The organism is Maricaulis sp., from assembly GCF_039978735.1.
GTDB lineage: Bacteria > Pseudomonadota > Alphaproteobacteria > Caulobacterales > Maricaulaceae > Maricaulis.
The window spans coordinates 16,911-42,930 of record NZ_JBDWAS010000035.1; the positions used below are offsets into that span (position 1 = coordinate 16,911).

Sequence of the window (26,020 nt, forward strand, 5' to 3'; positions counted from 1 at the left end):
GCATATGTTCGCCCTGGGCCCTCTTTCCTTCGCAGCTCCGCTGGCGCTGGCCGGCCTCCTCGCGCTGCCCGCGCTGTGGTTTCTGCTGCGCGCGACCCCGCCTGCACCGCGCAGGGCCGTCTTCCCGCCGCTGCGCCTCCTTATGGGCGCGCCGGACGATGCCGAGACGCCGCAACACGCGCCCTGGTGGCTGATCCTGTTCCGCCTCCTGATCGCAGCCCTGATCATCATCGCCCTGGCCCGCCCGGTCTGGACGCCGGCCGCGGTGGAGACCGAGACACGCCCCTCCCTCCTGGTGCTGGACAATGGCTGGACGGCCGCTTCGGCCTGGGACGACATGCGCCGCGAGGCCGAACGCCTGATCGACCAGGCGGATCGCGACGGCCGCGCGATTGCCGTCACCGGTACCGCCAGCAGCGGTAATGCCCCCCTGCCCGTGCGCCTGGGCAATGCCGACGCCGCCCGCCGCCAGCTGGAAACCCTGTCGCCGCAGCCCTGGCCGGCCGATCGCGACGCCGCGGCCGAACGTCTGCGCAATGCGCGCGATGCCGGCCAACTGGACAGCCCGCTGGCCGTGACCTGGCTGAGCGACGGCCTGAATTCCGGCGATGCGACCAGCCTCGCGCAGACATTGTCAGGCCTGGGCCGGTTGCGGATCATCGAGCCGGACAGCGGCCGTGCCGCGCTTGGCCTTGCGCCGCCGGAAGCCGCGGCTGACGGGCTGACGGTGGAAGTCCGCCGCGCCGCGACCGACCTGCCCCGTACCGCCGGGGTCACCGCGCTGGGTTCGGACGGCCGGGCCATTGCCCGCCGCGACGTCACCTTCGAAGCCGGATCGGGCATCGCCTCGGCAACGCTGTCGCTGCCGCTCGACCTGCGCAACCGCATCGCCAGCCTGCGCCTCGACGGCACCTCGACCGCCGGTTCGGTGCATCTGCTGGGCGATAGCTGGCAGCGTCCGCGCGTCGGCCTGATCGAACTGACCGCCAGCGAGGGCCAGCCCCTGCTGTCCGACCTGCATTACATCCAGAGCGCCCTGGCGCCCCGCGCCGAGCTGATCCGCGGCACGCTGGATGATCTTCTCGCCGCCGAACCCTCCGTTCTGGTGATGACCGACGATGCGCGCAGCGACGATCCGCGCATTGCCGAATTCATCGACAATGGCGGCGTCCTGATCCGTTTTGCCGGCCCGCGCCTGGCGGCGCGCGGCGACGCGCTCCTGCCTGTCGACCTGCGCCAGGGCGGCCGCCTGTTCGGCGGCGCGCTGAACTGGGAGGAACCGCAGACGCTGGCGCCCTTCCCCGACACATCGCCCTTTGCCGGCCTGCCGGTAGACCGCAATGCGACCGTCGACCGGCAGGTTCTCGCTCAGCCCGGTTCTGCGACACCGGACCGCGTCTGGGCCCGGCTGGACGATGGCACGCCGCTGGTCACCGCCGAACGCCGCGCCCGCGGCTGGATCGTGCTGTTCCACGTCACGGCGAGCCCGGAATGGTCGGACCTGCCGCTGACCGGTCTCTTCCCGCGCATGCTGCAGCGTCTGATGGGCCTGGCGCGCAGCGGCACCGCATCCTCGCCGGCCAATGGCGCCTGGGTGCTCGACCGGGCGCTGGACGCCGAAGGCCAGCTGGCTCCGGCCCCCGCCTCGGCCCGGCCGATCCCGGCCCAGGCTTTCGAGACCACGGCGCCCAGCCCGGTCTCACCGCCCGGCGTCTACCGGCTCGGCTCGGTATCGGCCGCCCTGAACGTGGTTGCCCGCGACACGCGGATGGTGCCGCTGCCGCGCAATCTGCCCGGTGCCGAATTTGCCGGACTGGACGGTCCGCGGGTCTCGCATTTCGATGCGCCGCTTCTGGCCACCGCGCTGATCCTGCTGGCAATGGACATCCTGATCGCCCTGGCCCTGGCCGGCCGCCTGCCCGTGCGGCTGGGCGGCACGGCTGCCGCTGTCCTCATCGCGCTGACCATCCTGCCCGGCGCTCCGATGGCGGACGCCCAGGACAGCGATCCCGACGCCTACGCCCTAGAAGCCGCGCTCAGCCTGCGCTTTGCCTATGTCCGCACCGGAAATGCCCAGACCGACGGCCGCAGCGAAGCGGGCCTTGCCGGCCTCGGCCGCGAGATCACCCGGCGCAGCGCGATGGAGCCCGATACGCCGATGGGGATCGATATCGAGACCGATCCGCTGCTCTTCTTCCCGATGATCTACTGGCCGGTCTCCACCGATGTGCAGCCGCTCTCGCCGGAGACGGCCGAGAAGGTCAGCGCCTATCTCCAGTCCGGCGGGCTGATCGTGTTCGACACCCAGGATGCCGACGTCGCCATGCTGCGTACGGGCGCGCCGCACCCCGGCCTCGTCACCCTCCTGGAAAGCATCGACATTCCGCCGCTGGCCCAGATCCCGCCGGACCATGTGCTCACGCGCACCTTCTACCTGCTGCAGGATTTCCCGGGACGCTTCTCGGGCAGCCCCGTCTGGGTGGAGGCCAATCCCGACGGTGCCTCTCGCGACGGTACGTCCGGCGTGATCATCGGCGCCAATGACTGGGCCTCGGCCTGGGCCCGCAATGCGAACGGCGAGGCCATGGTGCCCGTCGAGGGTGGCGACCGCCAGCGCGAGATGGCCTACCGCTTCGGGGTGAATATCGCGATGTATGCGCTCACCGGGAATTACAAGGCCGACCAGGTCCATGTGCCGGAAATTCTCGAGAGGCTGGGCCAATGAACGCGACCGTCACTGCGCTCGACTTTGCCCCGCTCCTGCCCTGGAGCGTGATCGCCGCCCTCACCGGGCTCGCCCTGATCGCCACACTGGCGGGCGGTGTGATGCGCCTGTCCGGCTGGATCTGGCGCACGCTCGCCATTCTGGGCATCGCCCTTGTGCTGGCCAATCCCTCGCTGGTCGAGGAAGAACGCGACCCGCTGGCCGACGTCGCCATCCTGGTGACCGATACATCGTCCAGCATGGATATCGGCGAGCGCAATGAGGCCGCCAACGCCATGGCCGAGGCGCTGCGCCGCGAGGCCGAGAATGATCCCCTGCTGGATCTGGTCGAGGTGGAAGCCGGCGAGAGCGCCGACGGCACCATGCTGTTCGACGGCGTCAATGCCGCCCTCGCCAGCGCACCGCCGGACCGTATCGCCGGTGTGGTCCTGGTCACTGACGGCCAGGTCCATGACGCGCCGGCCAGCCTGGATGCGATCAATGTCGATGCGCCGATCCATCACGTCATGCCCGGCGACCGCGAGGCCGGCGACCGCCGCCTGGTGATCGAGGAAGCCCCGCGCTACGGCATTGTCGGCCAGACCGTGCAATTCATGATCCGCGTCGAGGACGATGCGATGCAGGGCACCGCCGCGGTGGATTTCCGCTTCGAAGGCGGCGAGCCCCAGCGCTTCACCATCCCGATCGGCCGCTCGACCCGGGTGGAAGTTCCTGTCGAACGCCGCGGCCAGAATGTCATCGAGGCCGAGGTCGAGGCGGGACCGGAAGAACTCTCCCTGATCAACAACCGGGCCGCCGTGTCGGTGAACGGCGTGCGCGACCGGCTGCGCGTGCTTCTGGTGACCGGCGAGCCGCACAATGGCGCGCGCGCATGGCGCGACCTTCTGAAGTCCGACCCCTCGGTCGACCTCGTCCACTTCACCATCCTGCGGCCGCCAGACCGGCGCGACTCCACTCCGGTGGACGAGCTGGCCCTGATCGGCTTCCCGGTGCAAGAATTGTTCGTGGAGCGCCTGGAAGAATTCGACCTGGTGATCTTCGACCGCTATCGCCGGCGCAATATCATGCCGCCGCTCTATTTCGACTATATCGCCCGCTATGTGGACAATGGCGGTGCGCTGCTGGTAACGGCCGGCCCGCCCTTCGCCGGCGCGCCGAGCCTCTACCGCACGCCGCTGGCCGCGGTCCTGCCGGTGCGTCCGACGGGCTACATCACCGATGGCGGCTTCACCCCTGAGACCACGGATACCGGCCTGCGCCATCCCGTGACGGCCGGTCTGGCCGGCGGCGGCGAGACCCCGCAATGGGGCCGCTGGCTGCGTCATATCCACGGCACGGCGCTGGGCGGCGACACGCTGCTGGAAACGCCGGACGGGCACCCGCTTCTCGTCCTGCAGCGCTCCGGCGAAGGCCGGGCCGCCATCGTGATGAGCGACCAGACCTGGCTGTGGGCGCGCGGTTTCGAAGGCGGCGGTCCCTATGCGGAAATGTTCCGCCGCGTCGCCCACTGGCTGATGCGCGAACCCGAGCTCGACGAGGAACGCCTCACCGCCTACGCCACCGAGGGCGAGCTGCATGTCGACCGGGTCACCCTGTCCGACGACGCTCCGCCGCTGGAGATCACCTGGCCGGACGGGCGCGAGGAGACGGTCTCGATGGGCCGCACCGAGGATGGCCGCTTTGCCGCGGTCATGCCGGCAGAAGGCTCCGGACTGGTGCGGCTGCGCTCGGGCGATCTGACGACGGTGGCCGCGCTGGGACCGATCAATCCGGTGGAATATGCCGATCTGCGTCCGACGGGCGATGCGCTCGATCCCTTTGTCGAGGCGAGCGGCGGCGGCTGGTATCCGGTCGGTGACGGTGCGGATGCGGACCTGCCGGCCCTGCGCCGCACCCGCGCCGGTGCCGACCAGGCCGGACGGACCTGGCTGGGCCTGACCCGGAACGAGCGTTATGTGGTCGAGGCCTCGACCCGCACACCGCTTCTGCCGGGCCTCCTGGCGGTCCTGCTTCTGGCCGCCTTCCTGGGCCTGGGCTGGTGGCGCGAGGGACGCTAGCGCAGGATCGTTTCCCACGGAAACGCTTCAGCTCCGGAATCTTTAGCGGTCGCGTGATCGAACCGGTGAACCGGTTCCCACTTCACCTGATCACGCTCCAGGCGACCCAACGTCTTCATCTTGTGGAAACCCTGTCAGTGCGACGAGGGAGGCGTTCAACCGGAGACCGATCCATGCGCCGCATCCGCATCCTGCTCGCCATGCTGTTCCTCAGCCCGCTCCTGTCGGGATGCCTGGTCATTGCCGCAACCGATGTTGCCGTCGGCACGGTGGGCGCTGCGGTCGGTGCCGCCGGTGCCGTGGGCGGCGCTGCGATCGACGTTGTTACCCCCGGAGACGATGACGACGATGATGACGGGGACGAGGACTAGACGCCTCCCCGCCTGTCCGCGGTTTCATTTTTATCGCCAATTCCTATGTGTTAGTCTGGTTGCGAGGGACTCGTTGCCAACTTTGTTAGGAGGCGCACAATGAGACGTACCATGACCGCGCTGCTGGCGATCGGAGCCTTGGCGGTTCCGGCACTGGCACAGGATCCCGTTTCCATTTCCCCGATCGGCTTCGGACCGGAGCTGACCGAGAAGGCCGATGAGTATGGCCAGCGCGAGCTGGACTATCTGGCCAATGAGATGCGCGAAGATCTCGAGCGCGAGCTGTCCGGCATGCTCGGCGAGAACGGGCTTCGCCTGGAAGTCACCATTCTCGACGCGACGCCGAACCGGCCGACCATGGAGCAGATGGCCGCCCGCGGCCTGCACCAGTCCTCGATCAGCATCGGCGGGGCGAGCCTGGAAGCCCGTCTTCTCGATGCCAGCGGCACCGAGCTGGAGACGTTCGCCTATTCCTGGCGCTCGCACAATATTCAGGATGTCGTGGGCTATTCCCGCTGGACCGATGCGCGCCGCGCCATGGACCGGTTTGCCGACGATATCGGTGAAAGCCTGAGCGAACGGTATCGTTCCGGCTCCTGATCCCGGAGCCAGGCTTCAAGGAATAAGCGGGGCGCATCCGGCGGGTGCGCCCCTTTTCCGTTCGCGCGCCTCTTTCGAGCTTTTGTTCGCGGACGCACAACACCCTTCGCTCACGCACACGCGGCGCCCCGTGCTAGTCTCTTTGCCACAAGGGGGACCTGATGCGAGGAGAGACACGATGCGTGTGCTCGCTTTAGTCCTTGTAGGTGCGTTTGCGGGAAGCACAGCCGCGTTACCGGCCATAGCCCAGACAAGCATGGCCGATACAGGCTTGGCCGAGACGGGCGGCTTCCAGTCCAGCTATCGCAGCGAGGCGACCGGCTCGATCGAGATCGGCCGGATCGACGTCGCCCCGGCGCTGCGCGAGAAGGCCGAGTTTCTCGGTGAAGCCGAGCTGGGACGGTTGACCGGCTATCTGCGCGAAGTGCTGCAGAACACGCTGGTCGCCGCCGACTGGCATGGCGTCTCGGCGCACGAAACGGTGCTCAATGTCACCCTGGTCGATGTCGTTCCCAGCCGGCCGACCCTGTCGCAGATCCAGGACATGGATACCGCGCACTATACCAGTGAGGCCTCCGGCGGCGCCGAGCTGACCGCCGAGCTGGTCGGGGCCGACGGGCGGCCGATCGGGCAATATGCCTTCCGCTGGTACAATACCGAGCCGACAGGCCACGATACGGGCATATGGAGCGATACCCGCCTGGCCTTCAGCCTGTTTGCGCGGGAGCTGACGGACAGTCTCGGCGAGGCCCCGATGCCCCGGCGCCTGTCGGAAAGCCGCTAGAGCAATTTCATCGCAATTGAAGTTGATGAATTTGCTCTAGCGTTTTGAGTGGTCGCATTTTCGAACCGCAAAACCGGTTCCCACTTTTGCTGAAAATGCTCCGGCGACGACAATGTCACTCAGGGCGCGCCGATCCATTTGTGGGTCTGCAGGCTCAAGGACCATTGCGGATGCGCCAGGCAGTATTCGAATGCGGCCTGGGCGTTCTCCATCATGTGTGCGCCATCCATCGGCTGCAGGGAGAAACGCCGGAAGTCCCAGCCCGTGAACGCGGCCGGATCGAGCCCGGGCTGCGGATAGACGAGTTTCAGCTCGTGGCCGGAGCGCTGGACGACCTGCGCCGTGCCCTTCGGACTGACGGTGATCCAGTCGATCCCGTCGGGCGCCGGCAACGTGCCATTGGTCTCCACGGCAATCTCGAACCCGGCCGCGTGCAGCGCGTCGATCAGCGGCGCGTCGAGCTGCAGCAGGGGTTCCCCGCCCGTACACACGACCAGCGGCCTGCCGCCGCCGGGCCAGAAGCTGCGGACGTGACCGGCGACATCCTGCGGCGTCGCAAAGCGTCCGCCGCCCGGACCGTCCATGCCGACGAAATCCGTGTCGCAGAAATTGCAGACCGCCTTGGCCCGGTCCTGCTCCCGGCCGCTCCACAGATTGCAGCCGGCAAAGCGCAGGAAGACCGCTGGACGCCCGGCCTGCGCGCCCTCGCCCTGCACCGTCAGGAAGGTTTCCTTGACCGAATAGCTCATGCCGTCAGCGCCTCCTGCCAGGCTTGCCAGCCCGCGGCCCGCAGCTCGCACGCCGGACATGTTCCGCAGCCATGCCCCCAATCGTGCAGCGCACCGCGCTCGCCGCGATAGCAGGTATGGGACTGGACGCGGATCAGTTCGACCAGGTCCGCACCGCCCAGCTCGGCCGCCAGCGCCCAGGTCTGGCCCTTGTCCAGATGCATCAGCGGCGTCTCGACGCGCATCGGCACGTCCAGGCCCAGTGTCAACGCTTGCTGGGTCGCGTCGATGGTGGCGCGCCGGCAATCCGGATAGCCGGAATAGTCGGTCTCGCACATGCCGCCGACAAGGACGCTGTGCCCGCGGCGATAGGCCAGGGCCGACGCCACGGTGAGAAACACCAGATTGCGGCCCGGCACGAAGGTGGACGGCAGACCGTTGGCCTGCATCTCGATCTCGCGCTCGGCTGTCAGCGCGCTTTCCGCGATGGCGCCATAACCGGTGAGGTCGATGACGAAATCCTCGCCCAGCCGGTCACCGCCGGGCAGGGCCTGCATCGCCCTGCGCACATCCTGCCGCGCGCTCATCTCGACAGCGTGCCGCTGGCCATAGTCGAAACCGACCGTCTCGACCCGGTCATACCGGTCGAGCGCCCAGGCAAGGCAGGTGGCGGAATCCTGGCCGCCGGAGAAGAGGACCAGGGCCGTGGGGGCAGGCATTGGGTTCGTCATGCGCGGCTTATATAATGAAGACAGCGAGGATGACCATGAGCCATAGCTGGACCTACACAACCTGGCCCGATCCAGACAGTGCCGAGGCGGCCGCAAAGCGGCTGATCGAGGAAAAGCTGTGCGCCTGCGCGAACGTGTTCCGCGGCATGATCAGCGTCTATCGCTGGCAGGGCGAGGTGGAGACCGCGCAGGAAGCCGTCATGGTCCTGAAAACGCGGACCGATCTGGCGCCCGCCCTGTGCGCACGCATCACCGAGCTGCATCCCTATGACGAGCCGTGCGTGCTCTCCCTGCCGGTCGACAAGGCTGGAAGTGCGGCCGGTTTTCTCGACTGGATCGACCGGGAAACGCGCCCATCTTCGTGACGTTTCGGTGAAGTTTCCATGAAACCGTTCAGGCGTTTAAGCCTTGGAAAGCAGGGCCGGACAATCTCCCCCGCAGATTTCAGGGGGAAACGGGATGAGCCGCCTCGTACGCGATGTGATGACTGATGCGCCGGTGGTTTCGCCGGACACTTCGGGTGAGTTCGTCTACGACCTGTTCTCCGATGACAAGGATCTGCTGGTCGTTGCCGTGGTGCAGAATGGCCAGCCGTTGGGCCTCGTCTCGCGCGACCGCTTTTTCGTGAAAATGGCCGACCGGCATGGCCGCGCGCTCTTCTCCAAACGCCCGGTCACCTTCCTCATGAACAAGGATCCGCTGCTGGTCGAGGCCTCCACGCCCATCGCAGAACTCAACATGCTGATCGTGCGGGACCGCCCCTCGGCGCTGATGGAAGGCTTCCTGATCACCCGCAATGGTGACTATTGCGGCGTCGGCACCGCGCTGGACCTGTTCCGCGAAACCTCGCGGGAAAGCGCGGAGCGCAGCCACAAACTCTCCGCCCTGGCCGAACAGCTCGGCCATGCGCGCATCGAGGCGCTGGCGGCCTCGAAGGCCAAGTCGGAATTCCTCGCCACGATGAGCCACGAGATCCGCACGCCGCTGAACGGTGTGCTCGGCGTCGCGCAATTGCTGATGTCGACCGAGCTGAACGACGAACAGTCCGAATTCGTGCGCGTGATCAATGACAGCGGCCAGATTCTCCTGCGCCTGCTGAACGATGTGCTCGACCTCTCCAAGATCGAGGCCGGCAAGATGGACCTCGACATCCAGGTCTTCGATCCCCATCGCATGGCCGCCGATGCCCGCACGCTCTGGCAGGCCCGCGCCCGGGAGAAGGCGATCGGCTTTTCCATCGAGGTGCAGGCTGGCAAGAACGACCGGTTCGAGGGCGATCCGGTGCGGCTGAAACAAGTCCTGTTCAACCTGGTGAGCAATGCCATCAAGTTCACCGAGACCGGCTCGGTCGATGTGGAAATGGGCTTTCACGCCATCGGCAGGCGCCGTCATGTCATGCGGGTGGAGGTGCGCGATACGGGCTGCGGCGTGCCCGAGACCGCCCAGCCGAAACTCTTCTCCGCCTTCACCCAGGCCGACGCCGAGACCACGCGGGCCCATGGCGGGACCGGGCTGGGCCTGACGATCTGCAAGCGCCTCGTCGAGCTGATGGGCGGCACGATCGGCTTCCGCACCACGGCCGGCCAGGGCTCGACCTTCTGGTTCGAAGTGCCTCTGAAGCGCGATATTGCCGAGCCGGCACCCGCCGCCGGCACGCCGGAGCCTGTCCGGGCCGCCGCGCCTGCGGGAGGTGTCCGCATTCTCGTCGCCGAGGACATTGCCGTGAACCGCGCGGTCGCCAGGGGCTTCCTGAACCTGCGCGGCTATGAAGCCGATTTCGTGGAGAACGGCGCTGCAGCGGTCGAGGCGGTCCAGGCGCAACACTACGATCTCGTGCTGATGGATATGGAAATGCCGGTGATGGACGGGCTGCAGGCGACTGCCGCCATCCGTGCGCTGACCGGCCCGGCCTGCCAGGTCCCGATTGTCGCCCTGACCGCAAACGCCCTGTCGAGCGCCCGGACACGCTGCCGCGAAGCCGGCATGAATGATGTGGTTACCAAGCCGATCAACCAGGCCGAGTTCTTTGGTGCCATCGATGCCTGCCTCAACGATCCGGCGAAGCAGCGGACCAGCGCTGCCGCCTGATCCGGGTTGAAAGAGATGTCGCGCGGATGAAATAGGCTGCGCGATTTCGAAAACGCGCAGACGCTACCCCCCCGGCGCTGTCATGCATCGGCCTGCCAACCACGGAGGTCGATATGGCTTTTCTCCCCGGCGCCCTTTTTGCCGCCACCCTGCTGCTCTCCCCCGCAGCACCCCAGACCGACACCACCCAGGACCGGCTGGACCGGCTGCACCAGCGTGTGCTGACCGCGTGCCGGCATGAAAACCGCCACAGCGCCATGGCCGCGCGGGGTGTGCGATCCTGCGTTCGCGACACGCTCGACCGGGCTGTCGAAGCATCCGGCGATCGCTGTCTCCAGGCCCTGCATGCGGGCGCCGCGCTTCCCGCGACGCATGCAAGCTGCGATAACCGCTACCGGATTGCACAGCAGACCGGGCCGGCACGGGATGAGCACGATCGAGATTCTTGATATCCTGGCACGCGGCGGGACCTTCGCTCTCGCCGTGATGCTCGGCCTTCTCTTCCTGCGCGATGCCCGGCACAGCCTGGCGGCCCGCCTCGGCATCCTGTTCGCCACCGGCGTGGCCTGCTACGCGCTGCTCTCGTCCGACACGGTCGCCGCCGTGCTCGGCCCCTTCGATCCGGTGCTGAACGTTTTCGCCGTGCCCACCGGCGTGTTCTTCTGGTGGTTCGCCACAGCCCTGTTCGACACCGGCTTCCGCTGGCGGATGTGGCGCCTGCTGCCCATGCTGGCGGTGGTGCTGTGCGCGGCGGGCAATTTCCTGTCGCCCGGCGACAGCCTGTTCGCGATAATCTCCGCCAGCGGCTGGCAGATCATCAACATCTCGATGATGGGACACGCCGCCATTCTGGCCCTGCGCGACTGGGGGGACGACCTGATCGAGCCCCGGCGCAAATTCCGCATCGCCTTCGCGATCCTCGTCGCCCTTCTGGGCATTGCCATATCCGCGCTGGAATTGCGCTACGCCCGCGCCGGCTTTCCCGACTGGGTCTTCCCCGCGCACGGCTTCACGCTCTTCATCCTGGCCATGGGATTTACCGGCTGGCTGGTCGCCACGCCCACCGACCTGTTCGGCGCCCGGAACACGTACCGCCGCGGCACCGGCGCAGACGCACGGGACCTGTCACCGGAGAACCGCCCCCTCGCCCGCCGGCTGGAAGCCGCCATGGCCGAGGGGCTCTATCGCGAACCGGGTCTCACCGTCGGCTCGCTGGCCGAGCATCTGGGCACGCGCGAACACCGGTTGCGGCGGATCATCAACCGGGGGCTGGGCTACCGGAATTTCTCCGCCTTCCTTAACGCCCACCGGCTGGAAGAGGCCAAGCGGCTGCTGGCCGACCCGGACCGCGCCCATGACCAGGTTCTCACCATCGCGCTCGATCTGGGCTATGGCTCGATCGCACCCTTCAACCGGGCTTTCCGCGCCGAGACCGGCACGACACCGACGGCTTTCCGCCGCGACGCGCTGAGCGGCTAGAGCATTTTCAGCAAAAGTGGGCACCGGTTTTGCGGTTCGAAAATGCGACCACCAAGGACCTGAGCATTTTCAGCAGAAGTGGGCACCGGTTCTGCGGTTCGAAAATGCGACCACCAAGGACCCGGCATTTTCAGCAGAAGTGGGCACCGGTTCTGCGGTTCGAAAATACGACCGCAAAGGACCTGAGCATTTTCAGCAGAAGTGGGCACCGGTTCTGCCGTGAAAATTGCGCTAGAGATCCGGCTCGCTGTCCTTGAATACCTGGTGCGCGGCTTCGTCATAGCCATTGCGGCGCGAGATGATCAGGATGGCTGCCAGCCCGCCGCCGACAGCGACACTGACCACTGTGCCCAGGCCAAGGGCAATCCAGCCGTGAATGCCCATCGAGACCTCGGGCAGATTGCCCAGCCCCCAGACGATGAAGGCGAGGCAGAGCAGGATCGCGACGACCGCGACGGCGATGAGGGGGATGTTGGTTCTGTTCATGCGCCCTTCTACCTGTTCCTGAGACGCAGGACCATGGCGGGCCCGGCCCGCGTGACGCTTCGCCGCACCGCGCGAACCGGGCCGTCACCGGGGCTCAGTGCTGGGCGACCTGCATGCGATTCCACAGATTGATCATCGCGATGAGCGCCGTCAGCGCGGCGATCTCGCGCGCCTCGAAGTGATGCGCCAGCTCTGCGCGCAAGGGTTCGATCTCTGCGGCCGGATCGATGATCGTCAGCGCCTCGGTCCAGGCGAAGGCCGCCTTTTCCCGTGCAGTGAAGTCGGACATGTGACGCCAGGCCACCAGACGGTCGAGACGCTCACTCGTTTCCCCGTCCTCGCGGGCCTCGCGCGTGTGCATCCTGACGCAGAAGGCACAGCCATTGATCTGCGAGGCGCGCAGCACGACGAGATGGCGCAGGGTCGGTTCGATCCCGGTCTCCACGATCGCCGTCTGGGCGGCGATGAAGGCGTTGAAGACGTCCGGCAGGTCGCGGTCGGCACGGATTTCGGTATGGGCAGTCATGTCAGTCTCCTGGGTTGGCGAAGCCGAAGCTTCAGAACCCAAGACGCATGACGGGCACGGCGTGTGACAGATGCGCTGCGGAATGTCGGGAAGAGTTGTCGCGCGTGTCGCGGACACGCCCGCCTTCGCTCAAGCTTCGGAGGACAAGCCTCTTCGCCCCAAGTGCGCGCTGCGGGTGGCTTGCCACCCGAAGCCCGCAGGGCGAAGGGTGGTGGCGAGGGAGAGACTTGAACTCTCGACCTCACGATTATGAGTCGTGCGCTCTAACCAGCTGAGCTACCTCGCCACGAGGTCTGTCCCGTTCGGGAGAGGGACGCCATATACGCGGCCCGCCCGCGGCTGGCAAGCCGCGAACGGGCCCCGATTTCAGTTGTACCTGCTTTACGCGGCACGCACCTCGTTGAGGAATTGCTCGACCGCCGATTTCAGCGAGTCGGACTGGCGCGACACGGCCAGCGAAGCCTCGAGCACCTCGCCCGCGCTTTCGCCGGTTTCCGAGGTCGACTGGTCGACTTCCTGGATGTTGGAGAACACGTCGCGCGTGCCGTCGGCGGCTTCCTGGGCCGAGCGGGTGATCTCGCCCGCGGCCGCCCGCTGCTCTTCCATGGCAGCGGCAATGGCCGTCGCGATTTCCGACATTTCGTGGATCGTGCCGCCGATCGAGGACATCGCCTCGACCGCCTTGGCCGTCGCACCCTGGATGCCGGAGATGTGCTCGGAGATGTTCTGCGTCGCTGCACCGGTCTGGCTGGCCAGCGCCTTCACTTCCGACGCCACGACCGCGAAGCCCTTGCCGGCCTCGCCTGCGCGCGCCGCCTCGATGGTGGCGTTCAGGGCCAGGAGGTTGGTCTGCTCGGCAATGTCATTGATGAGGCTGACGATATTGTCGATCGACTTGGCTGCATCGTCGAGACGCTGCACGTCCTCATTGGTGCGCTCGACCTGGTCGACGGCGGAACCGGCGATCTCGGTGGAGCGGGCGATCTGCTGCGAGATCTCGCCAATGGAGGAGACCATTTCCTCGGCCGCGGCGGCCACGGTCTGAACGTTCTGCGAGGCACCTTCGGAGGCCTGGGCCACGGCGGCGGACTTGCCGGTGGTGGCTGCAGCCGTCGAACTCATGGCGCGGGCGGCCGCTTCCATGCGGTGCGCCGCTTCGCCGACCTGGCTGAGCGCGTCCGACGAGGCCTGTTCGAAGGCCTGGATCAGGCTTTCCACGGCCGCCGAACGCTTCTCCTTCATGCGGCGTTCCTGCTCGGTTTCCGCTTCCAGACGGGCGCGTTCCTTGGCGTTCTGGCGGAACACATCCACCGAGCGCGCCATGTCGCCGATCTCGTCCTGGCCGGGCGTGAAGCCCAGATTGACGTCATTATCGCCTTCGGCCAGAGCGCGCATGGTGCGGGCCATCGCCGTCAGGCGCTTGAGCAGCGTGTTGTTGACGTAGAACCAGGCAATCGCGAGCGCCACCACGAGGCCGATTGCCGCAATGGAGATCAGCAGGATGCGGCCGGCAATCACGGCACCGTTGGCAGCGTCGGTCGCGCCATCGACACGGCCGGCGACCTGTTGCTTGTAGCCCTCAACATTGGCCAGCAGCGTCTCGGCCGACAGGCGCGCCTCCTCGGCGACCACTTCGGCGGCGACAACGGCAGCGAGTTCCGCCTTGCGCAGTTCAAAAATTCCGGTGTCGCCCTCACCGAAGGCGATCAGGGTGTCGGCCTGGCCACGCATCACGTCGGATACGATCGGACCGAGAATGGCGAGGTTCACATCCAGTTCGCCGACGGCTTCGTCCCAGCGGTCGAACACCGCGTCGACATCCGGATTGGTCGAGGCAATATCGACCTCGGTGTACTGGATCATCATCTGGTTGGCCGCCAGCAGCGAACGAAGCAGGCTTTCGATGTCTGCGTCGGTGCTGGTGTCGAGGGCATTCTCGACGCTGGAGGCGAACTGGGCACGCGCCGCGCGGGCCTGCGCGGTGGCGTCATAGCGCTCGTCGCGGATCTGGAGCCGGCGATCCACAACCTCATTCATGCTCTCGACGAGATCGGAGAGATCGGCGACGGCTGTCGCCAGCGCCGCGGTTTCCGCCTCGCCGCCGATCGTCTGGAGATCTTCCAGTTCGCCCGTCAGCTGCTCGCGGTAGTCGACGACGCGGTTGTAGTTGGCCAGGCGCGCATCCACCGTCGGGGACAGGGCAAAGCTGGAGAGTGCCTCGGACAGGGCCTGGCTGTCCTCGCTCAGCGAGTCGACGGCCTGGGTTTCCGGAATGGCACGCTCGGCAATCTGCTGCACGGCGTAGTTCGCCGAATTGAAGCCGGTCACGCCGACCACCGCCGCGATCAGCGTCATGGCCGATGTCAGACCGAATGCAGCCAGGAGCCGGACCCGGATACTCGAGGTCTTGCCGAGAAACTTGGCGAACACAGAATTCATTGGATGGCCCCTTACGGTTAATGCCCCCGATAAAAAGATACGGCGACGCTACCGCGCCGCCGTAAATGAATTCTTATTCTTGTGAGCGCTTTCCGGTTCTATCGCCGGATGGCGCGGTATTTCTTTATGTTCAACCGCCGAGGTTGAAGTCGAAGCGCTGCTGGACGCCTTCGGACGCACTCGCGGCCGGCGCGTAGGCCCAGCCTTCGATGGCGCGCAGAACGGCGCGGTCGAACACGCCTTCCGGGCTCGCTTCGACGACCGTGGCGTTCTCGACGACGCCTTCGGCCGAAACCGTGTATTCGACAACCGCATAGCCCTCGATCCCGCGGCGTTCGGCACCACGCGGATATTCCGGTGCCTCGACCTGGGTGCGCTCGCGATCGTCCTGTGCCAGTGCCGGAGCCGCCGTGAAAGCCATCGCCGTCATTGCCGCCGCCAGAAGCATGGTTCCCGTCTTGTTCATCGACATACCCTTCATCCAGTTCTTGGTTCGAGGCGCTGCCCGGGATCATCCCCGTGTTCGAACGCCCATTGAATTCGTGCGGACCCGTTCTGTCCGACGGGATGCAGAATGACCGAAACCGGTTGCCAAACGCTTAAGTGCGATTCGATTTTTCGAGCGGTTGTGGAATTTTTTTATCTCGTAAGTTCAAAAGTTTAGCCGTTTTAAATTTGAAGACTTGGTTACTTGTGCCAAAACGCGACATGCCTTCGCCGGATTCTTCGTAAACATCGGATTAACCGCAAAAAAACAATTCGATCCTTCCTGGCCGCCTCAACCGGACCCCTCGCATGACCCCCACCGACCGCCGCATCGATGCCGACACGCTGACCGGATTTCTGGCGGCCGTACTGACCGCGGCCGGAGCCCGCAAACCCGACGCCGATTGCGTCGCGGCCCATCTGGCCGATGCCAATCTGAAGGGCCATGACAGTCATGGCGCCGGCCTGCTGCCGGTCTATGTCCACCATATCCGCAAGGGGCTGGTCGATACCGAAGCCAGCCCCGCCACGCTGACCGACACCGCGGTTCTGCTGCGTACCGACGGTCATGGCGGATGGGGCGCGCCGGCCGGTTTCGATCTGATCGAGCAGGCCGGACAGAAGGCGAAGGCCGGCGGGCTGGCAGCGGCCACACTTGGCAATGTGCATCATCTCGGCCGTATCGGCGCCTATGGCGAGCGCGCGGCCACAGCCGGGCTCGCCTCAATCCACTTCGTCAGCGTCGGCGATCATGCACCGCTGGTCGCCCCCTTCCGTGGCTCCGACGCCCGTTTCGGCACCAACCCGGTCTGCATCGCCTTCCCGGCGACCGAGAACCGTCCTGCCTTCGTGCTGGACATGGCGACGAGCCGGATCGCGCTGGGCAAGGTCCGGGTCGCGGCCAACAAGGGTGTCGCACTGGCCCAGGGCAATCTTCTGGACGAGAAAGGGCGGCCCACGACCGATCCCAGCGGCATGGCCGGCTTCGAGCTGAAGGGTGCGCTGACACCGATGGGCCGCCACAAGGGATACGGGCTGGCCTTTGCCTGCGAGATCCTGGGCGGCGTGCTGTCGGGTGCGGGTACGATCCAGCCGGGGCGCGCGCGGCGCGGCGGGCTGCAGAACGGCCTGTTTTCCATCCTGATCGACCCGGCCGCTTTCGGCGACCCGGCCTGGATGGAGGCGGAGATCGAGGCGTTGGCCGATTATGTCCTCGCCTCGCCGCCGATGGATTGGGACAGCCCGGTTCTCTATCCCGGCGATCCCGAGCGCGCTGCCGAGGGCAAGCGCCGGCGCGAAGGCATCCCCATGGACGACACCACGATTGCCCAGTTGAACAAGTCGGCCGAGATCGCCGGCTGCCCGGAGCGGCTCTAGGGCAAATGCTCCTCCGCGCCCTGCAAGGCGCGAAGGAGCTTGCCGGTCAGGCCAGGCTCAGCCGGACATCAACATTATTGCGGGTGGCGTTGGAATAGGGGCAGACCTGATGTGCGGCGTCGATCAGCGCCTGCGCCGTGTCGCGCTCCAGGCCCGGAAGACTGACCTTGAGATCGATATCGAGGCCGAACCCGCCCTCATCGCGCGGCCCGATGCCGACCGTCGTCTCGACCGTCGCGTCGGCGGGAACCTTCGTACCGACCTTGCCGGCCACGGCTTTCATGGCGCCGATGAAACAGGCCGAATAGCCCGCCGCAAACAATTGCTCCGGATTGGTGCCCTCACCGCCCGCACCGCCGAGCTCCTTCGGCGTCGCCAGCTTGAACTTCAGCGTCCCGTCGAGGGTTTCCGCCGTACCGTCGCGGCCGCCGGTGGCCCGGGCCGTGGTCTTGTATGCAACCTTTACAGACATTGTGCGTCCTTCCTGATGAGCGGCCTCGCGGCCAGATAACTTTTACGCGATTAAATCGTGCACGATATAATTGGGAAGCCGATGCCCTATCGTCAAGCGCTTGCGATCATATCGCGTACGATTAAATTAGTGTGGTTATTCCAGCGAGACCCGCAATGCCCGAAACCCCTGCCCCCGCCACCTTCCCGGAAAAGATCCGGCTGAACGATCTGGTGTGTTTCGCCGTCTATTCGGCGAACAATGCCTTCAATCGTTTCTACAAGCCGATCATGGCCGAGCTGGGCCTGACCTATCCGCAATTCCTGGTGCTGATGGCGCTGTGGGAAGAAGACGGCCAGCGCGTCGGCCAGCTGGGCGAACGGCTCGGCCTGGAGTCCAACACGCTCACCCCGCTGCTCAAGCGCATGGAAGCCGCCGGCGTGATCGAACGCCGCCGTGACAAGGCCGACGAGCGCCGCGTTGCTGTACAGCTGACGCCGTCCGGCCGGGACCTGGAAGCAAAGGCCGGCGCCCTCCTCGCCTGCGTGCCGCAAGCCACGGGCATGACCACGGACGAGCTGGTCGAACTCAGATCGGCGGTTGAACGCCTGCGCGACAATCTCGCCTGCGCCCGCGACAGCGACTGATCAGCTGCACTCCAGCCCGTGCAGGGCGAAGGTGTCGAGAATGTCCTCGCCGATCCGTTTGGGACGGCGGGTGTCGCGGTCGATCAGGCACCATTCCGTCGTCGCCCGGGCGGAGAATCGCTTCGCGCCAGGCTTGCGGATATCGACATGGCGGTCGAAGCGCGGCCCGTGGATGCGGCCCAGCCAGGTGCGGATCTCGGCCGTCTCGCCGGGCTGGATGGCATCGCGATACTCGATCGTGTGTTTCAGCGCGATCCAGATATCGCTGGCGATCATCTCCGGCGTGGCGACGCGGTGCCAGTGGGTGATGGCGATATCCTGGACCCAGCGCAGATAGACGACATTGTTCACATGGCCCAGCTCGTCGATATCGCCCGGGCCCGGCACGACACGGCGGATCAGGGCCGTCTCGAAGGAGACACAGCCCAGGCCTTCGCCCTCGATCGCCTGCTCCGGCCCGATCACCCCGGCCAGCGAAATCCTGCTGTCGTCCATCCCACTCTCCTTCGCAGGTGCACAATATATGGATGGCAGCGCGGCGGGTGAAGGGGGGCGGCCGCTCCTAGGAGTCAAAACGCTCCGCATTTTTCCCGGTCGGACGCCCGGTCCTGTGCCGGGCGGAGTGCCGGGACCTGCCGGAAACTCATCGCTTGAAATGACCCACGGTCGGTCCCGGATCTGCGGCCTGCCTGCGCAAGCTGAAGCCTGCGCCCGCGAAAGCGGGTGTCCGGGAAAAATGGGAGAGGAAGACAACGCACTCCCGCTTTCCCCGGATTTATTCCGGGGTCTGGCGGCGTTTCAGGCGCAAGCTCCACCAGGCCCCGGCACGGGGGCCGGGGGAAGTGGTGAGAAACTGAGAAACCCCCGCCCCTATTTCGGCGCGGAAATATGGATCGGATGCCCCAGCGCGGTCAGGGCGGCTTCGGCGAAGCCTTCGGTGAGGGTCGGGTGGACGTGGATCGTGCCGGCAATGTCTTCCAGGCGCGCGCCCATCTCGACCGCCAGCGCGAATTCGCCCGACAGCTCGGAGACATGCGTGCCCACGGCGTGGATGCCCAGGATGACATGATCGTCCTTGCGCGCGGTGACGCGGACGAAGCCGCCATCCGTGCCGGCATCCATGGAGAGATAGCGGCCCGAGGCGGCCAGCGGGAATTTGCCCGTGATCACCTCTTCGCCCTTCGCCTTGGCCTCGTCCGGCGTCAGACCGACACCGACGACTTCCGGCTCGGTGAAGCACACCGCGGCGATGGCGACGGGATCGTGCACCCGGCGCTGACCGGCGATGATCTCGGCGACCATCTCGCCCTGGGCCGTCGCCTTGTGCGCCAGCAACGGCTCGCCGACGACATCGCCGATGGCATAGACGCCGCGCATGCCGGTGCGGCACTGGGCATCGACCTTGATGAACTTGCCATCCATGTCGAGGCCCATGTTTTCCAGGCCCCAGCCGTCGAGGCACGCCTTGCGGCCGACGGCGACGAGGATCTTGTCGGCCTCGATCGACTGGGTCTCGCCCTTGGCGTCCTCATATTCCAGAACGGCCTTGCCGCCCTTTGTCTCGGTCACGCCCTTGGCCTTGCACGACAGGTGGACATCCACCTTGTGCTTCTTCAGCCACATCGTGATCGGGCGGGTGATTTCCTTGTCATAGAGCGGCAGAATGCGGTCCAGCGCCTCGATGAAGGTCACCTCGGTGCCCAGCTTGCGATAGGCGATGCCCAGTTCCAGGCCGATATAGCCCGCACCGACGACGACCAGCTTTTCCGGACGTTCGGTCAGATCCAGCGCCTGGGTCGAACCGATCACCGACTTGCCGAACGGCATGAAGGGCAGTTCCACTTCCACCGAACCGGTGGCCAGGATCACATTCTCGGCCGTGATCTCGACCTTCTCGCCATCTTCCTGCGTGACGATGCAGGTCTTGGCGTTGGAGAATTCGGCCCAGCCGGCGATGTGCTCGGCACCGGCGGCCTTGATCAGCTGCGCCACGCCGCCGGTCAGCTTGGAGACGATACCGTCTTTCCAGCCCACCAGCTTGCCCATGTCCAGCTTGGGCGCCTCTGAGAGCGAGATGCCGAAACGGTCGCCCTTGGCGGCCTCGGACATGTGTTCGAATTCGGTCGCCGCATGGATCATCGCCTTGGAGGGGATGCAGCCGCGATTGAGGCAAGTCCCGCCCAGGCCGTGCTTGTCGACAATGATCGTGTCGAGGCCCAGCTGGCCGGCGCGGATCGCGGCCGGATAGCCGCCCGGGCCACCACCGACGACGAGGACCTTGCAAGTGCGTTGTTGCATGGCGTGCGCTCCCTAGCCCATAAACAGGGTGGCCGGGTTCTCCAGGAACCCTTTGACCCGCTGGATCAGCATGGCGGCGTCATAGCCGTCGACGATGCGGTGGTCGAAACAGGATGACAGGTTCATCACCTTACGCGGCACGACCTGGCCGTCGGCGTCATAGCGCGGCAGGGTCTGCATCTTGTTGACGCCGATGATGGCGGTTTCCGGCGCATTGAGGATCGGCGTGGTGACCAGACCGCCGATCGCCCCCAGCGAGGTGATGGTGATGGTCGAACCGCTCAGCTCGTCCTTGGTCGCTTTGCCGTCCTTGGCGGCCTGGCCGAGACGGCCGAGTTCGCTCGCGATCTGCCAGATGTCCAGGCTCTCGGCGTGCTTGATCACCGGCACCATCAGACCGTTCGGCGTCGCCGCGGCGATACCGCAATGGATGGCGTCATACTTGGTCAGCACCATGGCCTCGCCATCGAAATGGGCATTGGCCTGGGGCGTGTGCGGCAGGGCCCGCGTCAGCGCCATCACGAGGAAGGGGATGAAGGTCAGCTTGGGCTGGTCTTCGCGGCGCGTATTGTTGAGATGCGCCCGCAGTTCTTCCAGCGCGGTGACATCGAGCTCCTCGACATAGGCGATGTCGGGGATGGTGCGCTGGGCGCGCGACATGTTGTCGGAGATGCGCCGGCGCAGGCCGATCACCTTCTCCTCGGTGACACCGGTCTGCGGCGCACGGATCGCCGTGCCACCCCCGCCGGACTTGGACGCGAGGCGTCCGCCGGACTTGATGAAATCGTCCAGATCCTCATGCGTGATGCGCCCGGCCGGACCCGTGCCCGGCACCAGGCCGAGATCGATATCCTTGTCCAGGGCGCGCTTGCGCACGGCCGGGCTGGCCAGCGGGCGCTCGCCGGTCATGCGGGCAGCCACGGAGGGCGCCGCAGCGGCCTGTTCCGGCTCGACGGGCTTTTTCGGCTCGGGCCGGGCCGGTGCTTCCGGTTCCGGCTCTTTCGCGTCGTCCTCGGCCGGCGCCGCGCCTTCGGTGGCGATGAACATGATCTCGGTACCGACGGCGATGACATCGCCCGGTGCGCCGACCAGCTTGGTGACGGTGCCGTTCACGGCGCAGGGGATTTCCACCGTCGCCTTGTCGGTCATCACGTCCAGCACGTGCTGGTCCTCGGTGACGGTGTCACCTTCCTTGACGTGCCATTCGACGATCTCGGCCTCGACGATCCCTTCGCCGACATCGGGCATCTTGTAGCGGTATTCGCTCATCTTAAGCCTCCAGAACGGCGTTCATCGCATTGATGAAACGCTCCGGGCCCGGGAAGTAGGACCATTCATGCGCATGCGGGTAAGGTGTGTCCCAGCCGGCAACGCGCTGGATCGGCGCCTCGAGGGCATAGAAGCACTCTTCCTGGATCTGCGCCGCCAGTTCGGCCGCAAAGCCGGATGTGCGCGGCGCTTCCTGGGCAACGATGCAGCGGCCGGTCTTGTTGACCGAACGGGCGATCGTCTCGATGTCGTAGGGGACCAGGGTGCGCAGATCGATGATCTCCGCATCGACGCCGGCCTTCTCCGCCGCCGCCTGGGCGACGAGGACGAGCGTGCCATAGGTGACGATGGTCACGGCATTGCCTTCGCGCACCACATCCGCCTTGCCGATCGGCACGGTGTAATGGCCTTCGGGCACCTCGCCCTTGGGATGCTTGCCCCAGGACGACAGCGCACCGCCGGAATGCCCGTCAAACGGGCCGTTATAGAGACGCTTGGGCTCGAAGAAGATCACCGGGTCCGGGCTTTCGATGGCCGAGATCAGCATGCCCTTCGCGTCATACGGGTTGGACGGCATCATCACCTGCACACCCGGGATATGGGTGAAGAAGGCTTCCGGGCTCATCGAGTGGGTCTGGCCGCCGCGGATACCGCCGCCGCAGGGCGTGCGGATCACGACCGGCGCGGTGAAAGTGCCCGCCGTGCGATAACGCAGGCGCGACAGTTCCGACACGATCTGGTCGAGGCCGGGGAAGATATAGTCGGCAAACTGGATTTCCGCGACAGGCTTGAGACCCCGCGCCGCCATGCCGATCGCCATGGCGACAATGGCCGCCTCGTTGATCGGTGCATCGAAGGATCGGTCGAGACCGTATTTCTTCTGCAGGTTCGCCGTGACGCGGAACACGCCGCCGAAATAGCCGGCATCCTCGCCGAAGCTGACGACGTCGCCATCGCGTTCCATCATCACGTCCAGGGCCGAGTTGAGGGCCTGGATCATGTTCATCTTGGCCATGTCCTAGACTCCCAGATCCTGGCGCTGGCGGCGCAGGCGCCAGTCCTGTTCGGCGTAAACATCCTCGAAGATGGAATTGACCGGCGACAGCGGGCCGTCATGCAGCGTGCCGTAGCTTTCCGCTTCCTTGTAGGAGGCGATCACCAGCTCGTTCTGTTCCTTCTCCAGCGCGGTGTGGCGCTCCTCGTCCCACTCGCCCAGACCGATGAGATGGTTCTTCAGGCGCGCGATCGGATCGCCCAGCGGCCAGATCTCGTTCTCGCCCTTGGGGCGGTAGCCGGACGGATCGTCCGAGGTGGAGTGCGCATCGGCGCGATAGGTAAAGGTCTCGATCACCGTGGCGCCATGACCGGCACGGGCGCGCTCGGCGGCCCATTGCGTGGCGGCATAGACGGCGAGGAAGTCATTGCCGTCGACCCGCAGCGAGGCGAGGCCGTAGCCGAGGCCCTTCAGCGCAAAGCTGGGCGACTGACCGGCGGCGATGCCCTGGAAGGTCGAGATGGCCCACTGATTGTTGACGACATTGAGGATCACCGGCGCCTTGTAGGTCGAGGCCAGCACCAGCGCGCCGTGGAAATCGCCCTCGGCGGTCGAACCCTCGCCGATCCAGCTCGCGGCGATCTGCTTGTCACCCTTGTACTGGCACGCCATCGCATAACCCACGGCCTGCGGGAATTGCGTCGCCAGATTGCCGGAGATCGAAAAGAAATTGCCCTCGGCCCAGGTGTAGTGCACCGGCAGTTGCCGGCCCTTCAGATTGTCACGGCTGTTGGAGATGCAGTGGCACATCATGTCGACGATGTCGCGGCCGCGCGCAAACAGGATGCCTTGCTGGCGGTAGGACGGAAACACCATATCGCCCTTGTCCAGCGCCATCGCGCCGGCGACGGCAACCGCCTCCTCGCCCGTCGACTTCATGTAGAAGCTCATCTTGCCTTGGCGCTGCAGCTTCAGCATGCGGTCGTCATAGGCGCGGGTGAGCATCATGTGGCGCAGGCCCTCGCGCAGCACGTCCGGCTGCAGCTTGGGATCCCAGTCGCCGACGGCCTGGTGGTTGTGATCGAGCACACCGATCAGGCCGAGCGCCAGGTCGCGCGTCTCCATGCCCGCAACGGACGGGTCGGGACGCGGCGCCTCACCGGCAGCCTGCAGGTCGAGATGGGAGAAGTCGGGCGTGTCGCCGGGCCGGACATGAGGCGCCGGAACATGGAAGCGGGGTTCGTCTTGTGCCATGGGCTCTCGCTGAACTGATGGGGCGTCTGGGCCCCGGCAATCGCCGCGATATACTGGCTCGCGAGCGCGAGACGGCGTCTAACGCGGATGGACAGGTCTTGTCTACCGTTGGAATGCGGCGCCATTTCGGGGTTCGCAAGTGCAATATATTGGATTAATTTCGCAGAAATCCATGGTTTGAGGAAATAATGACCGCCACTCTCGACACGATTGATGTCCGCATTCTGGAAGCCCTGCAGGAAGATGCCGGCCGCTCGGTCGCCGATATCGCCGAAATCGTCGGCCTGACACCCTCGCCCTGCTGGCGCCGGATCCGGCGGCTGGAGACCGAGGGCATCATCAAGCGCCGCTCGGTCCAGCTGGACCGCCGCGCCATCGGCCTGATGTTCACCGCCTATCTGGAAGTGAAGATCCAGCCGGCCCGCAAGGCGAATTACGAAAAGTTCGAAAGCGCCATCCAGTCGTTCAAGGAAGTCACCGAGGCGGCCACCATGACCGGCCCCTATGACTACCTGCTCAAGGTCGTGACGCCGGACATCGATAGCTATAACGACTTCATGTACGAGAAGATGATCCCGCTCGACGTGGTCGGCGATTTCCGCACCTCCGTGCAGATCCGCAATGTGAAGGAAGGCCGCGGCCTGCCCCTCAACCATATCGAGGACTAGGTGGCCCTTCGCCAGCGCAGCATGACGGGGCCGCTCCTGTGGGGCGCCGCGATCCTCGTCGCGGTCGTCGTCGTGGTCGTTCTGCGGTTCGATTTTTCCGGCAATCTGGAGATCGATGCCTGTCTCGATGCGGGCGGACGCTGGGACCGCGCCGCGTCGGCCTGCGACTTCACCCCGCCTCAGGAAGAGACCAGCCGCGGCAGGACGACGGCGCGGTAGGCCCGCTCGATTTCCTCGTCCAGCGCTTCGGGAACAGGCGCACCCGGCATGTAGAGCTTCACGGCACCCAGCGGAAAGCCGATCAGGCCGAGCCGTGCGATTTCCAGGGGCAGGCCTGTGCGCCGGCAGAAAGCGTCGATCGCTGCCATCACCCGGTCATTGGCCGTGGCGAGCTCGGCCTGCAGCGCTTCCGGCGTATCGTCCGAGATCAGCTCGCTGCGACGGCAGCACACGAGGATCAGCGCCTTGTCGGGCTCGGCGCGGCAGAAGCGCGGCGTCTCCAGCGCCGCTGCCAGCCCCGGCACGTCGCCGGGCTGATCGAGGGCTGCAAGAAAGCGGGCATGGAATGCGGCCAGCGTGTCCAGCCAGGCCCGTGCCAGCAGCCCCTCACGCGAACCGAAGCGATGGTAGAGCGAGCCGACCGATACGCCGGTCTCCGCCACCACGCTCTGCATGCGCACCTCACCGTCACGCACCAGCATGCGGCCAACGGCCGCAAATACATCATTGTCGGAGAATGTTGACCGCCGGCCCATATTAGAACATTATTTCTAGAACAAACTTTCCAATACGAGTCACTATCATGCCCCTCCTGCTCTGGCTAGCGGCCGCGATGGCCCTGCTCACCACTCTGGTTCACACATTCGCGGGCGGCCGGGAAGTCGCGCGGCCGCTGCTTGCCAGCAACGCCCTGCCACCGGCCTCGAAATGGCTGAATTATTATTGCTGGCACATCACCACCATCCTGCTCGCCTTCATGGCCGCCGGCTACGCCCTCGCCGCCTGGGATGCCGGCTACCGGCCGATCGCGCTTTTCCTGACGCCGCTGTGCGCCGCGCTGAGCGTACTCAGCGCGGCCGTCGCCATGAAGGGCGGTATCGCGCCGCTCAAACTGCCCTCGACCAGCCTGTTCGCCGCCACCGCCGCGCTTGGCGCGGCCGGCCTGGCACTCTAGCGGGAGACACAAACAATGCTTCTGATCGCCGCCGCCCTGACCGTGCTGATCGGTCTCTATCATTCCTTCGCCGGCGAGCAGCGCCTCATCCGCCCCCTCCTGGCACTGGACACCCTGCCCCGCCTGCGCGGCAGTACGAACTTCACACGGGCGCTGATCCGCACCGCCTGGCATATCACCACCCTCGCCTGGTTCGGACTGGCCGGTATCCTTATTGTGATGGACGGGCAAAACGGCGCCGGGCGAACGGGCGTTCTGGGCATTATCGCGGCGGTATTTGCTGTCAGCGGGATAGCCGCCCTGGTCCTCGGACGCGGGCGGCACCCGGCCTGGCTGGCCTTCCTGCCGATCGCCGGCCTGTCGGGCTTCGCCGCCCTCCAAGGCTGAC

28 protein-coding genes and 1 tRNA gene are annotated in these 26,020 nt (G+C 66.0%); 15 read left to right on the forward strand and 14 right to left on the reverse strand.

All coding sequences use genetic code 11. From position 1 onward, the window contains the following. The first annotated feature begins 4 nt into the window (after positions 1–4). From ABJO18_RS09125 to ABJO18_RS09145, 5 genes are all read left to right on the forward strand, one after another. Positions 5–2,725 (forward strand): DUF4159 domain-containing protein, encoded by a 2,721-nt coding sequence (locus ABJO18_RS09125; RefSeq protein ID WP_348515850.1) that lies wholly within the window; start codon positions 5–7, stop codon positions 2,723–2,725. After that, positions 2,722–4,782, forward strand: a complete 2,061-nt coding sequence (locus ABJO18_RS09130) for a glutamine amidotransferase (RefSeq protein ID WP_348506616.1) — start codon at positions 2,722–2,724, stop codon at positions 4,780–4,782. The genes ABJO18_RS09125 and ABJO18_RS09130 overlap by 4 nt, the downstream gene beginning before the upstream one ends. A gap of 173 nt (positions 4,783–4,955) precedes the next feature. Next, positions 4,956–5,153: a hypothetical protein gene (locus ABJO18_RS09135; RefSeq protein ID WP_348506618.1), complete on the forward strand. Its 198-nt coding sequence runs from the start codon at positions 4,956–4,958 to the stop codon at positions 5,151–5,153. Between the two features lie 99 nt (positions 5,154–5,252). After that, positions 5,253–5,753, forward strand: coding sequence for a DUF3313 family protein (locus ABJO18_RS09140; protein ID WP_348506620.1), 501 nt, complete (start codon positions 5,253–5,255; stop codon positions 5,751–5,753). A gap of 256 nt (positions 5,754–6,009) precedes the next feature. Continuing rightward, positions 6,010–6,537: a hypothetical protein gene (locus ABJO18_RS09145; protein ID WP_348506622.1), complete on the forward strand. Its 528-nt coding sequence runs from the start codon at positions 6,010–6,012 to the stop codon at positions 6,535–6,537. Positions 6,538–6,656: 119 nt separating this feature from the next. On the opposite strand, the gene queE is transcribed toward ABJO18_RS09145, so the two are convergent. Further along, positions 6,657–7,286: a 7-carboxy-7-deazaguanine synthase gene (queE, locus tag ABJO18_RS09150; RefSeq protein ID WP_348506624.1), complete on the reverse strand. Its 630-nt coding sequence runs from the start codon at positions 7,284–7,286 to the stop codon at positions 6,657–6,659. After that, positions 7,283–7,984, reverse strand: coding sequence for a 7-cyano-7-deazaguanine synthase QueC (queC, locus tag ABJO18_RS09155; RefSeq protein WP_348506626.1), 702 nt, complete (start codon positions 7,982–7,984; stop codon positions 7,283–7,285). The genes queE and queC overlap by 4 nt, the downstream gene beginning before the upstream one ends. Before the next feature lie 41 nt (positions 7,985–8,025). Here queC and cutA point away from each other — a divergent pair, with 41 nt between their 5' ends. The 4 genes from cutA (at position 8,026) to ABJO18_RS09175 (ending at position 11,563) form a co-directional block, all read left to right on the forward strand. Continuing rightward, positions 8,026–8,361, forward strand: coding sequence for a divalent-cation tolerance protein CutA (gene cutA / locus ABJO18_RS09160; protein WP_348506628.1), 336 nt, complete (start codon positions 8,026–8,028; stop codon positions 8,359–8,361). A 94-nt stretch (positions 8,362–8,455) separates the two neighbouring features. Then, complete coding sequence (locus ABJO18_RS09165; protein WP_348515851.1) at positions 8,456–10,084, forward strand: ATP-binding protein; 1,629 nt, start codon at positions 8,456–8,458, stop codon at positions 10,082–10,084. Positions 10,085–10,197: 113 nt separating this feature from the next. After that, the gene (locus tag ABJO18_RS09170; RefSeq protein WP_348506632.1) at positions 10,198–10,533 is read left to right on the forward strand and encodes a hypothetical protein; all 336 of its coding nucleotides are present in this window, start codon (positions 10,198–10,200) and stop codon (positions 10,531–10,533) included. Further along, positions 10,511–11,563, forward strand: coding sequence for an AraC family transcriptional regulator (locus ABJO18_RS09175; protein WP_348515852.1), 1,053 nt, complete (start codon positions 10,511–10,513; stop codon positions 11,561–11,563). Before ABJO18_RS09170 ends, ABJO18_RS09175 begins: the two co-directional genes overlap by 23 nt. Before the next feature lie 231 nt (positions 11,564–11,794). Here ABJO18_RS09175 and ABJO18_RS09180 read toward each other — a convergent pair whose 3' ends face one another. The 5 genes from ABJO18_RS09180 to ABJO18_RS09200 form a co-directional block, all read right to left on the reverse strand. Then, the gene (locus ABJO18_RS09180) at positions 11,795–12,049 is read right to left on the reverse strand and encodes a hypothetical protein (RefSeq protein ID WP_271185697.1); all 255 of its coding nucleotides are present in this window, start codon (positions 12,047–12,049) and stop codon (positions 11,795–11,797) included. Between the two features lie 94 nt (positions 12,050–12,143). Next, positions 12,144–12,575, reverse strand: coding sequence for a carboxymuconolactone decarboxylase family protein (locus ABJO18_RS09185; RefSeq protein WP_348509432.1), 432 nt, complete (start codon positions 12,573–12,575; stop codon positions 12,144–12,146). Between the two features lie 209 nt (positions 12,576–12,784). Next, positions 12,785–12,861 (reverse strand) — tRNA-Met (locus ABJO18_RS09190). Between the two features lie 95 nt (positions 12,862–12,956). Beyond that, a complete protein-coding gene (locus ABJO18_RS09195; protein WP_348509431.1) occupies positions 12,957–15,014 on the reverse strand; it encodes a methyl-accepting chemotaxis protein in 2,058 nt (685 codons plus the stop codon). 130 nt (positions 15,015–15,144) lie between these two features. Continuing rightward, on the reverse strand, positions 15,145–15,480 hold the full coding sequence (locus ABJO18_RS09200; protein WP_348509430.1) for an energy transducer TonB: 336 nt from the start codon (positions 15,478–15,480) through the stop codon (positions 15,145–15,147). 329 nt (positions 15,481–15,809) lie between these two features. Between ABJO18_RS09200 and ABJO18_RS09205 the strand changes: the two genes are divergently transcribed. Beyond that, positions 15,810–16,877, forward strand: a complete 1,068-nt coding sequence (locus ABJO18_RS09205) for a malate/lactate/ureidoglycolate dehydrogenase (protein WP_348509429.1) — start codon at positions 15,810–15,812, stop codon at positions 16,875–16,877. 46 nt (positions 16,878–16,923) lie between these two features. Here ABJO18_RS09205 and ABJO18_RS09210 read toward each other — a convergent pair whose 3' ends face one another. After that, positions 16,924–17,349, reverse strand: a complete 426-nt coding sequence (locus ABJO18_RS09210) for an organic hydroperoxide resistance protein (RefSeq protein WP_348509428.1) — start codon at positions 17,347–17,349, stop codon at positions 16,924–16,926. A gap of 155 nt (positions 17,350–17,504) precedes the next feature. Here ABJO18_RS09210 and ABJO18_RS09215 point away from each other — a divergent pair, with 155 nt between their 5' ends. Then, entirely contained in the window at positions 17,505–17,975 is a 471-nt protein-coding gene (locus ABJO18_RS09215) for a MarR family transcriptional regulator (RefSeq protein ID WP_348509427.1), read from the forward strand. Here the strand turns inward: ABJO18_RS09215 and ABJO18_RS09220 are convergent, their stop codons facing one another. The 5 genes from ABJO18_RS09220 to ABJO18_RS09240 all read right to left on the reverse strand — a co-directional run bounded on the left by ABJO18_RS09220 (position 17,976) and on the right by ABJO18_RS09240 (position 23,790). Next, the gene (locus tag ABJO18_RS09220) at positions 17,976–18,470 is read right to left on the reverse strand and encodes a thioesterase family protein (protein WP_348509426.1); all 495 of its coding nucleotides are present in this window, start codon (positions 18,468–18,470) and stop codon (positions 17,976–17,978) included. 375 nt (positions 18,471–18,845) lie between these two features. Continuing rightward, positions 18,846–20,273 carry a dihydrolipoyl dehydrogenase gene (lpdA, locus tag ABJO18_RS09225; protein WP_348509425.1) on the reverse strand — a complete coding sequence of 476 codons (1,428 nt, stop codon included), beginning with the start codon at positions 20,271–20,273 and terminating at the stop codon, positions 18,846–18,848. Between the two features lie 12 nt (positions 20,274–20,285). After that, on the reverse strand, positions 20,286–21,542 hold the full coding sequence (locus ABJO18_RS09230; protein WP_348509424.1) for a dihydrolipoamide acetyltransferase family protein: 1,257 nt from the start codon (positions 21,540–21,542) through the stop codon (positions 20,286–20,288). Position 21,543: 1 nt separating this feature from the next. Next, complete coding sequence (locus ABJO18_RS09235; protein WP_348509423.1) at positions 21,544–22,557, reverse strand: alpha-ketoacid dehydrogenase subunit beta; 1,014 nt, start codon at positions 22,555–22,557, stop codon at positions 21,544–21,546. A gap of 3 nt (positions 22,558–22,560) precedes the next feature. Beyond that, on the reverse strand, positions 22,561–23,790 hold the full coding sequence (locus ABJO18_RS09240) for a thiamine pyrophosphate-dependent enzyme (RefSeq protein WP_348509422.1): 1,230 nt from the start codon (positions 23,788–23,790) through the stop codon (positions 22,561–22,563). 188 nt (positions 23,791–23,978) lie between these two features. Between ABJO18_RS09240 and ABJO18_RS09245 the strand changes: the two genes are divergently transcribed. Beyond that, positions 23,979–24,458 (forward strand): Lrp/AsnC family transcriptional regulator, encoded by a 480-nt coding sequence (locus ABJO18_RS09245; RefSeq protein WP_271185685.1) that lies wholly within the window; start codon positions 23,979–23,981, stop codon positions 24,456–24,458. Next, positions 24,459–24,677, forward strand: a complete 219-nt coding sequence (locus ABJO18_RS09250) for a hypothetical protein (RefSeq protein WP_348509421.1) — start codon at positions 24,459–24,461, stop codon at positions 24,675–24,677. On the opposite strand, the gene ABJO18_RS09255 is transcribed toward ABJO18_RS09250, so the two are convergent. Then, a complete protein-coding gene (locus tag ABJO18_RS09255; RefSeq protein WP_348509420.1) occupies positions 24,638–25,213 on the reverse strand; it encodes a TetR/AcrR family transcriptional regulator in 576 nt (191 codons plus the stop codon). The genes ABJO18_RS09250 and ABJO18_RS09255 overlap by 40 nt on opposite strands. Before the next feature lie 47 nt (positions 25,214–25,260). Here ABJO18_RS09255 and ABJO18_RS09260 point away from each other — a divergent pair, with 47 nt between their 5' ends. Beyond that, positions 25,261–25,632 (forward strand): hypothetical protein, encoded by a 372-nt coding sequence (locus tag ABJO18_RS09260; RefSeq protein ID WP_348509419.1) that lies wholly within the window; start codon positions 25,261–25,263, stop codon positions 25,630–25,632. 15 nt (positions 25,633–25,647) lie between these two features. Beyond that, a complete protein-coding gene (locus ABJO18_RS09265; protein WP_348509418.1) occupies positions 25,648–26,019 on the forward strand; it encodes a hypothetical protein in 372 nt (123 codons plus the stop codon). Position 26,020: the final 1 nt, after the last annotated feature.

Excerpts from the sequence above, each read along its gene's own strand:
- ABJO18_RS09125 (WP_348515850.1), top strand. The coding sequence starts at position 5 with ATGTTCGCCCTGGGCCCTCTTTCCTTCGCAGCTCCGCTGGCGCTGGCC.
- ABJO18_RS09130 (WP_348506616.1), top strand. The coding sequence starts at position 2,722 with ATGAACGCGACCGTCACTGCGCTCGACTTTGCCCCGCTCCTGCCCTGG.
- ABJO18_RS09135 (WP_348506618.1), top strand. The coding sequence starts at position 4,956 with ATGCGCCGCATCCGCATCCTGCTCGCCATGCTGTTCCTCAGCCCGCTC.
- ABJO18_RS09140 (WP_348506620.1), top strand. The coding sequence starts at position 5,253 with ATGAGACGTACCATGACCGCGCTGCTGGCGATCGGAGCCTTGGCGGTT.
- ABJO18_RS09145 (WP_348506622.1), top strand. The coding sequence starts at position 6,010 with ATGGCCGATACAGGCTTGGCCGAGACGGGCGGCTTCCAGTCCAGCTAT.
- queE (WP_348506624.1), bottom strand. The coding sequence starts at position 7,286 with ATGAGCTATTCGGTCAAGGAAACCTTCCTGACGGTGCAGGGCGAGGGC.
- queC (WP_348506626.1), bottom strand. The coding sequence starts at position 7,984 with ATGCCTGCCCCCACGGCCCTGGTCCTCTTCTCCGGCGGCCAGGATTCC.
- cutA (WP_348506628.1), top strand. The coding sequence starts at position 8,026 with ATGACCATGAGCCATAGCTGGACCTACACAACCTGGCCCGATCCAGAC.
- ABJO18_RS09165 (WP_348515851.1), top strand. The coding sequence starts at position 8,456 with ATGAGCCGCCTCGTACGCGATGTGATGACTGATGCGCCGGTGGTTTCG.
- ABJO18_RS09170 (WP_348506632.1), top strand. The coding sequence starts at position 10,198 with ATGGCTTTTCTCCCCGGCGCCCTTTTTGCCGCCACCCTGCTGCTCTCC.
- ABJO18_RS09175 (WP_348515852.1), top strand. The coding sequence starts at position 10,511 with ATGAGCACGATCGAGATTCTTGATATCCTGGCACGCGGCGGGACCTTC.
- ABJO18_RS09180 (WP_271185697.1), bottom strand. The coding sequence starts at position 12,049 with ATGAACAGAACCAACATCCCCCTCATCGCCGTCGCGGTCGTCGCGATC.
- ABJO18_RS09185 (WP_348509432.1), bottom strand. The coding sequence starts at position 12,575 with ATGACTGCCCATACCGAAATCCGTGCCGACCGCGACCTGCCGGACGTC.
- ABJO18_RS09195 (WP_348509431.1), bottom strand. The coding sequence starts at position 15,014 with ATGAATTCTGTGTTCGCCAAGTTTCTCGGCAAGACCTCGAGTATCCGG.
- ABJO18_RS09200 (WP_348509430.1), bottom strand. The coding sequence starts at position 15,480 with ATGAACAAGACGGGAACCATGCTTCTGGCGGCGGCAATGACGGCGATG.
- ABJO18_RS09205 (WP_348509429.1), top strand. The coding sequence starts at position 15,810 with ATGACCCCCACCGACCGCCGCATCGATGCCGACACGCTGACCGGATTT.
- ABJO18_RS09210 (WP_348509428.1), bottom strand. The coding sequence starts at position 17,349 with ATGTCTGTAAAGGTTGCATACAAGACCACGGCCCGGGCCACCGGCGGC.
- ABJO18_RS09215 (WP_348509427.1), top strand. The coding sequence starts at position 17,505 with ATGCCCGAAACCCCTGCCCCCGCCACCTTCCCGGAAAAGATCCGGCTG.
- ABJO18_RS09220 (WP_348509426.1), bottom strand. The coding sequence starts at position 18,470 with ATGGACGACAGCAGGATTTCGCTGGCCGGGGTGATCGGGCCGGAGCAG.
- lpdA (WP_348509425.1), bottom strand. The coding sequence starts at position 20,273 with ATGCAACAACGCACTTGCAAGGTCCTCGTCGTCGGTGGTGGCCCGGGC.
- ABJO18_RS09230 (WP_348509424.1), bottom strand. The coding sequence starts at position 21,542 with ATGAGCGAATACCGCTACAAGATGCCCGATGTCGGCGAAGGGATCGTC.
- ABJO18_RS09235 (WP_348509423.1), bottom strand. The coding sequence starts at position 22,557 with ATGGCCAAGATGAACATGATCCAGGCCCTCAACTCGGCCCTGGACGTG.
- ABJO18_RS09240 (WP_348509422.1), bottom strand. The coding sequence starts at position 23,790 with ATGGCACAAGACGAACCCCGCTTCCATGTTCCGGCGCCTCATGTCCGG.
- ABJO18_RS09245 (WP_271185685.1), top strand. The coding sequence starts at position 23,979 with ATGACCGCCACTCTCGACACGATTGATGTCCGCATTCTGGAAGCCCTG.
- ABJO18_RS09255 (WP_348509420.1), bottom strand. The coding sequence starts at position 25,213 with ATGGGCCGGCGGTCAACATTCTCCGACAATGATGTATTTGCGGCCGTT.
- ABJO18_RS09260 (WP_348509419.1), top strand. The coding sequence starts at position 25,261 with ATGCCCCTCCTGCTCTGGCTAGCGGCCGCGATGGCCCTGCTCACCACT.
- ABJO18_RS09265 (WP_348509418.1), top strand. The coding sequence starts at position 25,648 with ATGCTTCTGATCGCCGCCGCCCTGACCGTGCTGATCGGTCTCTATCAT.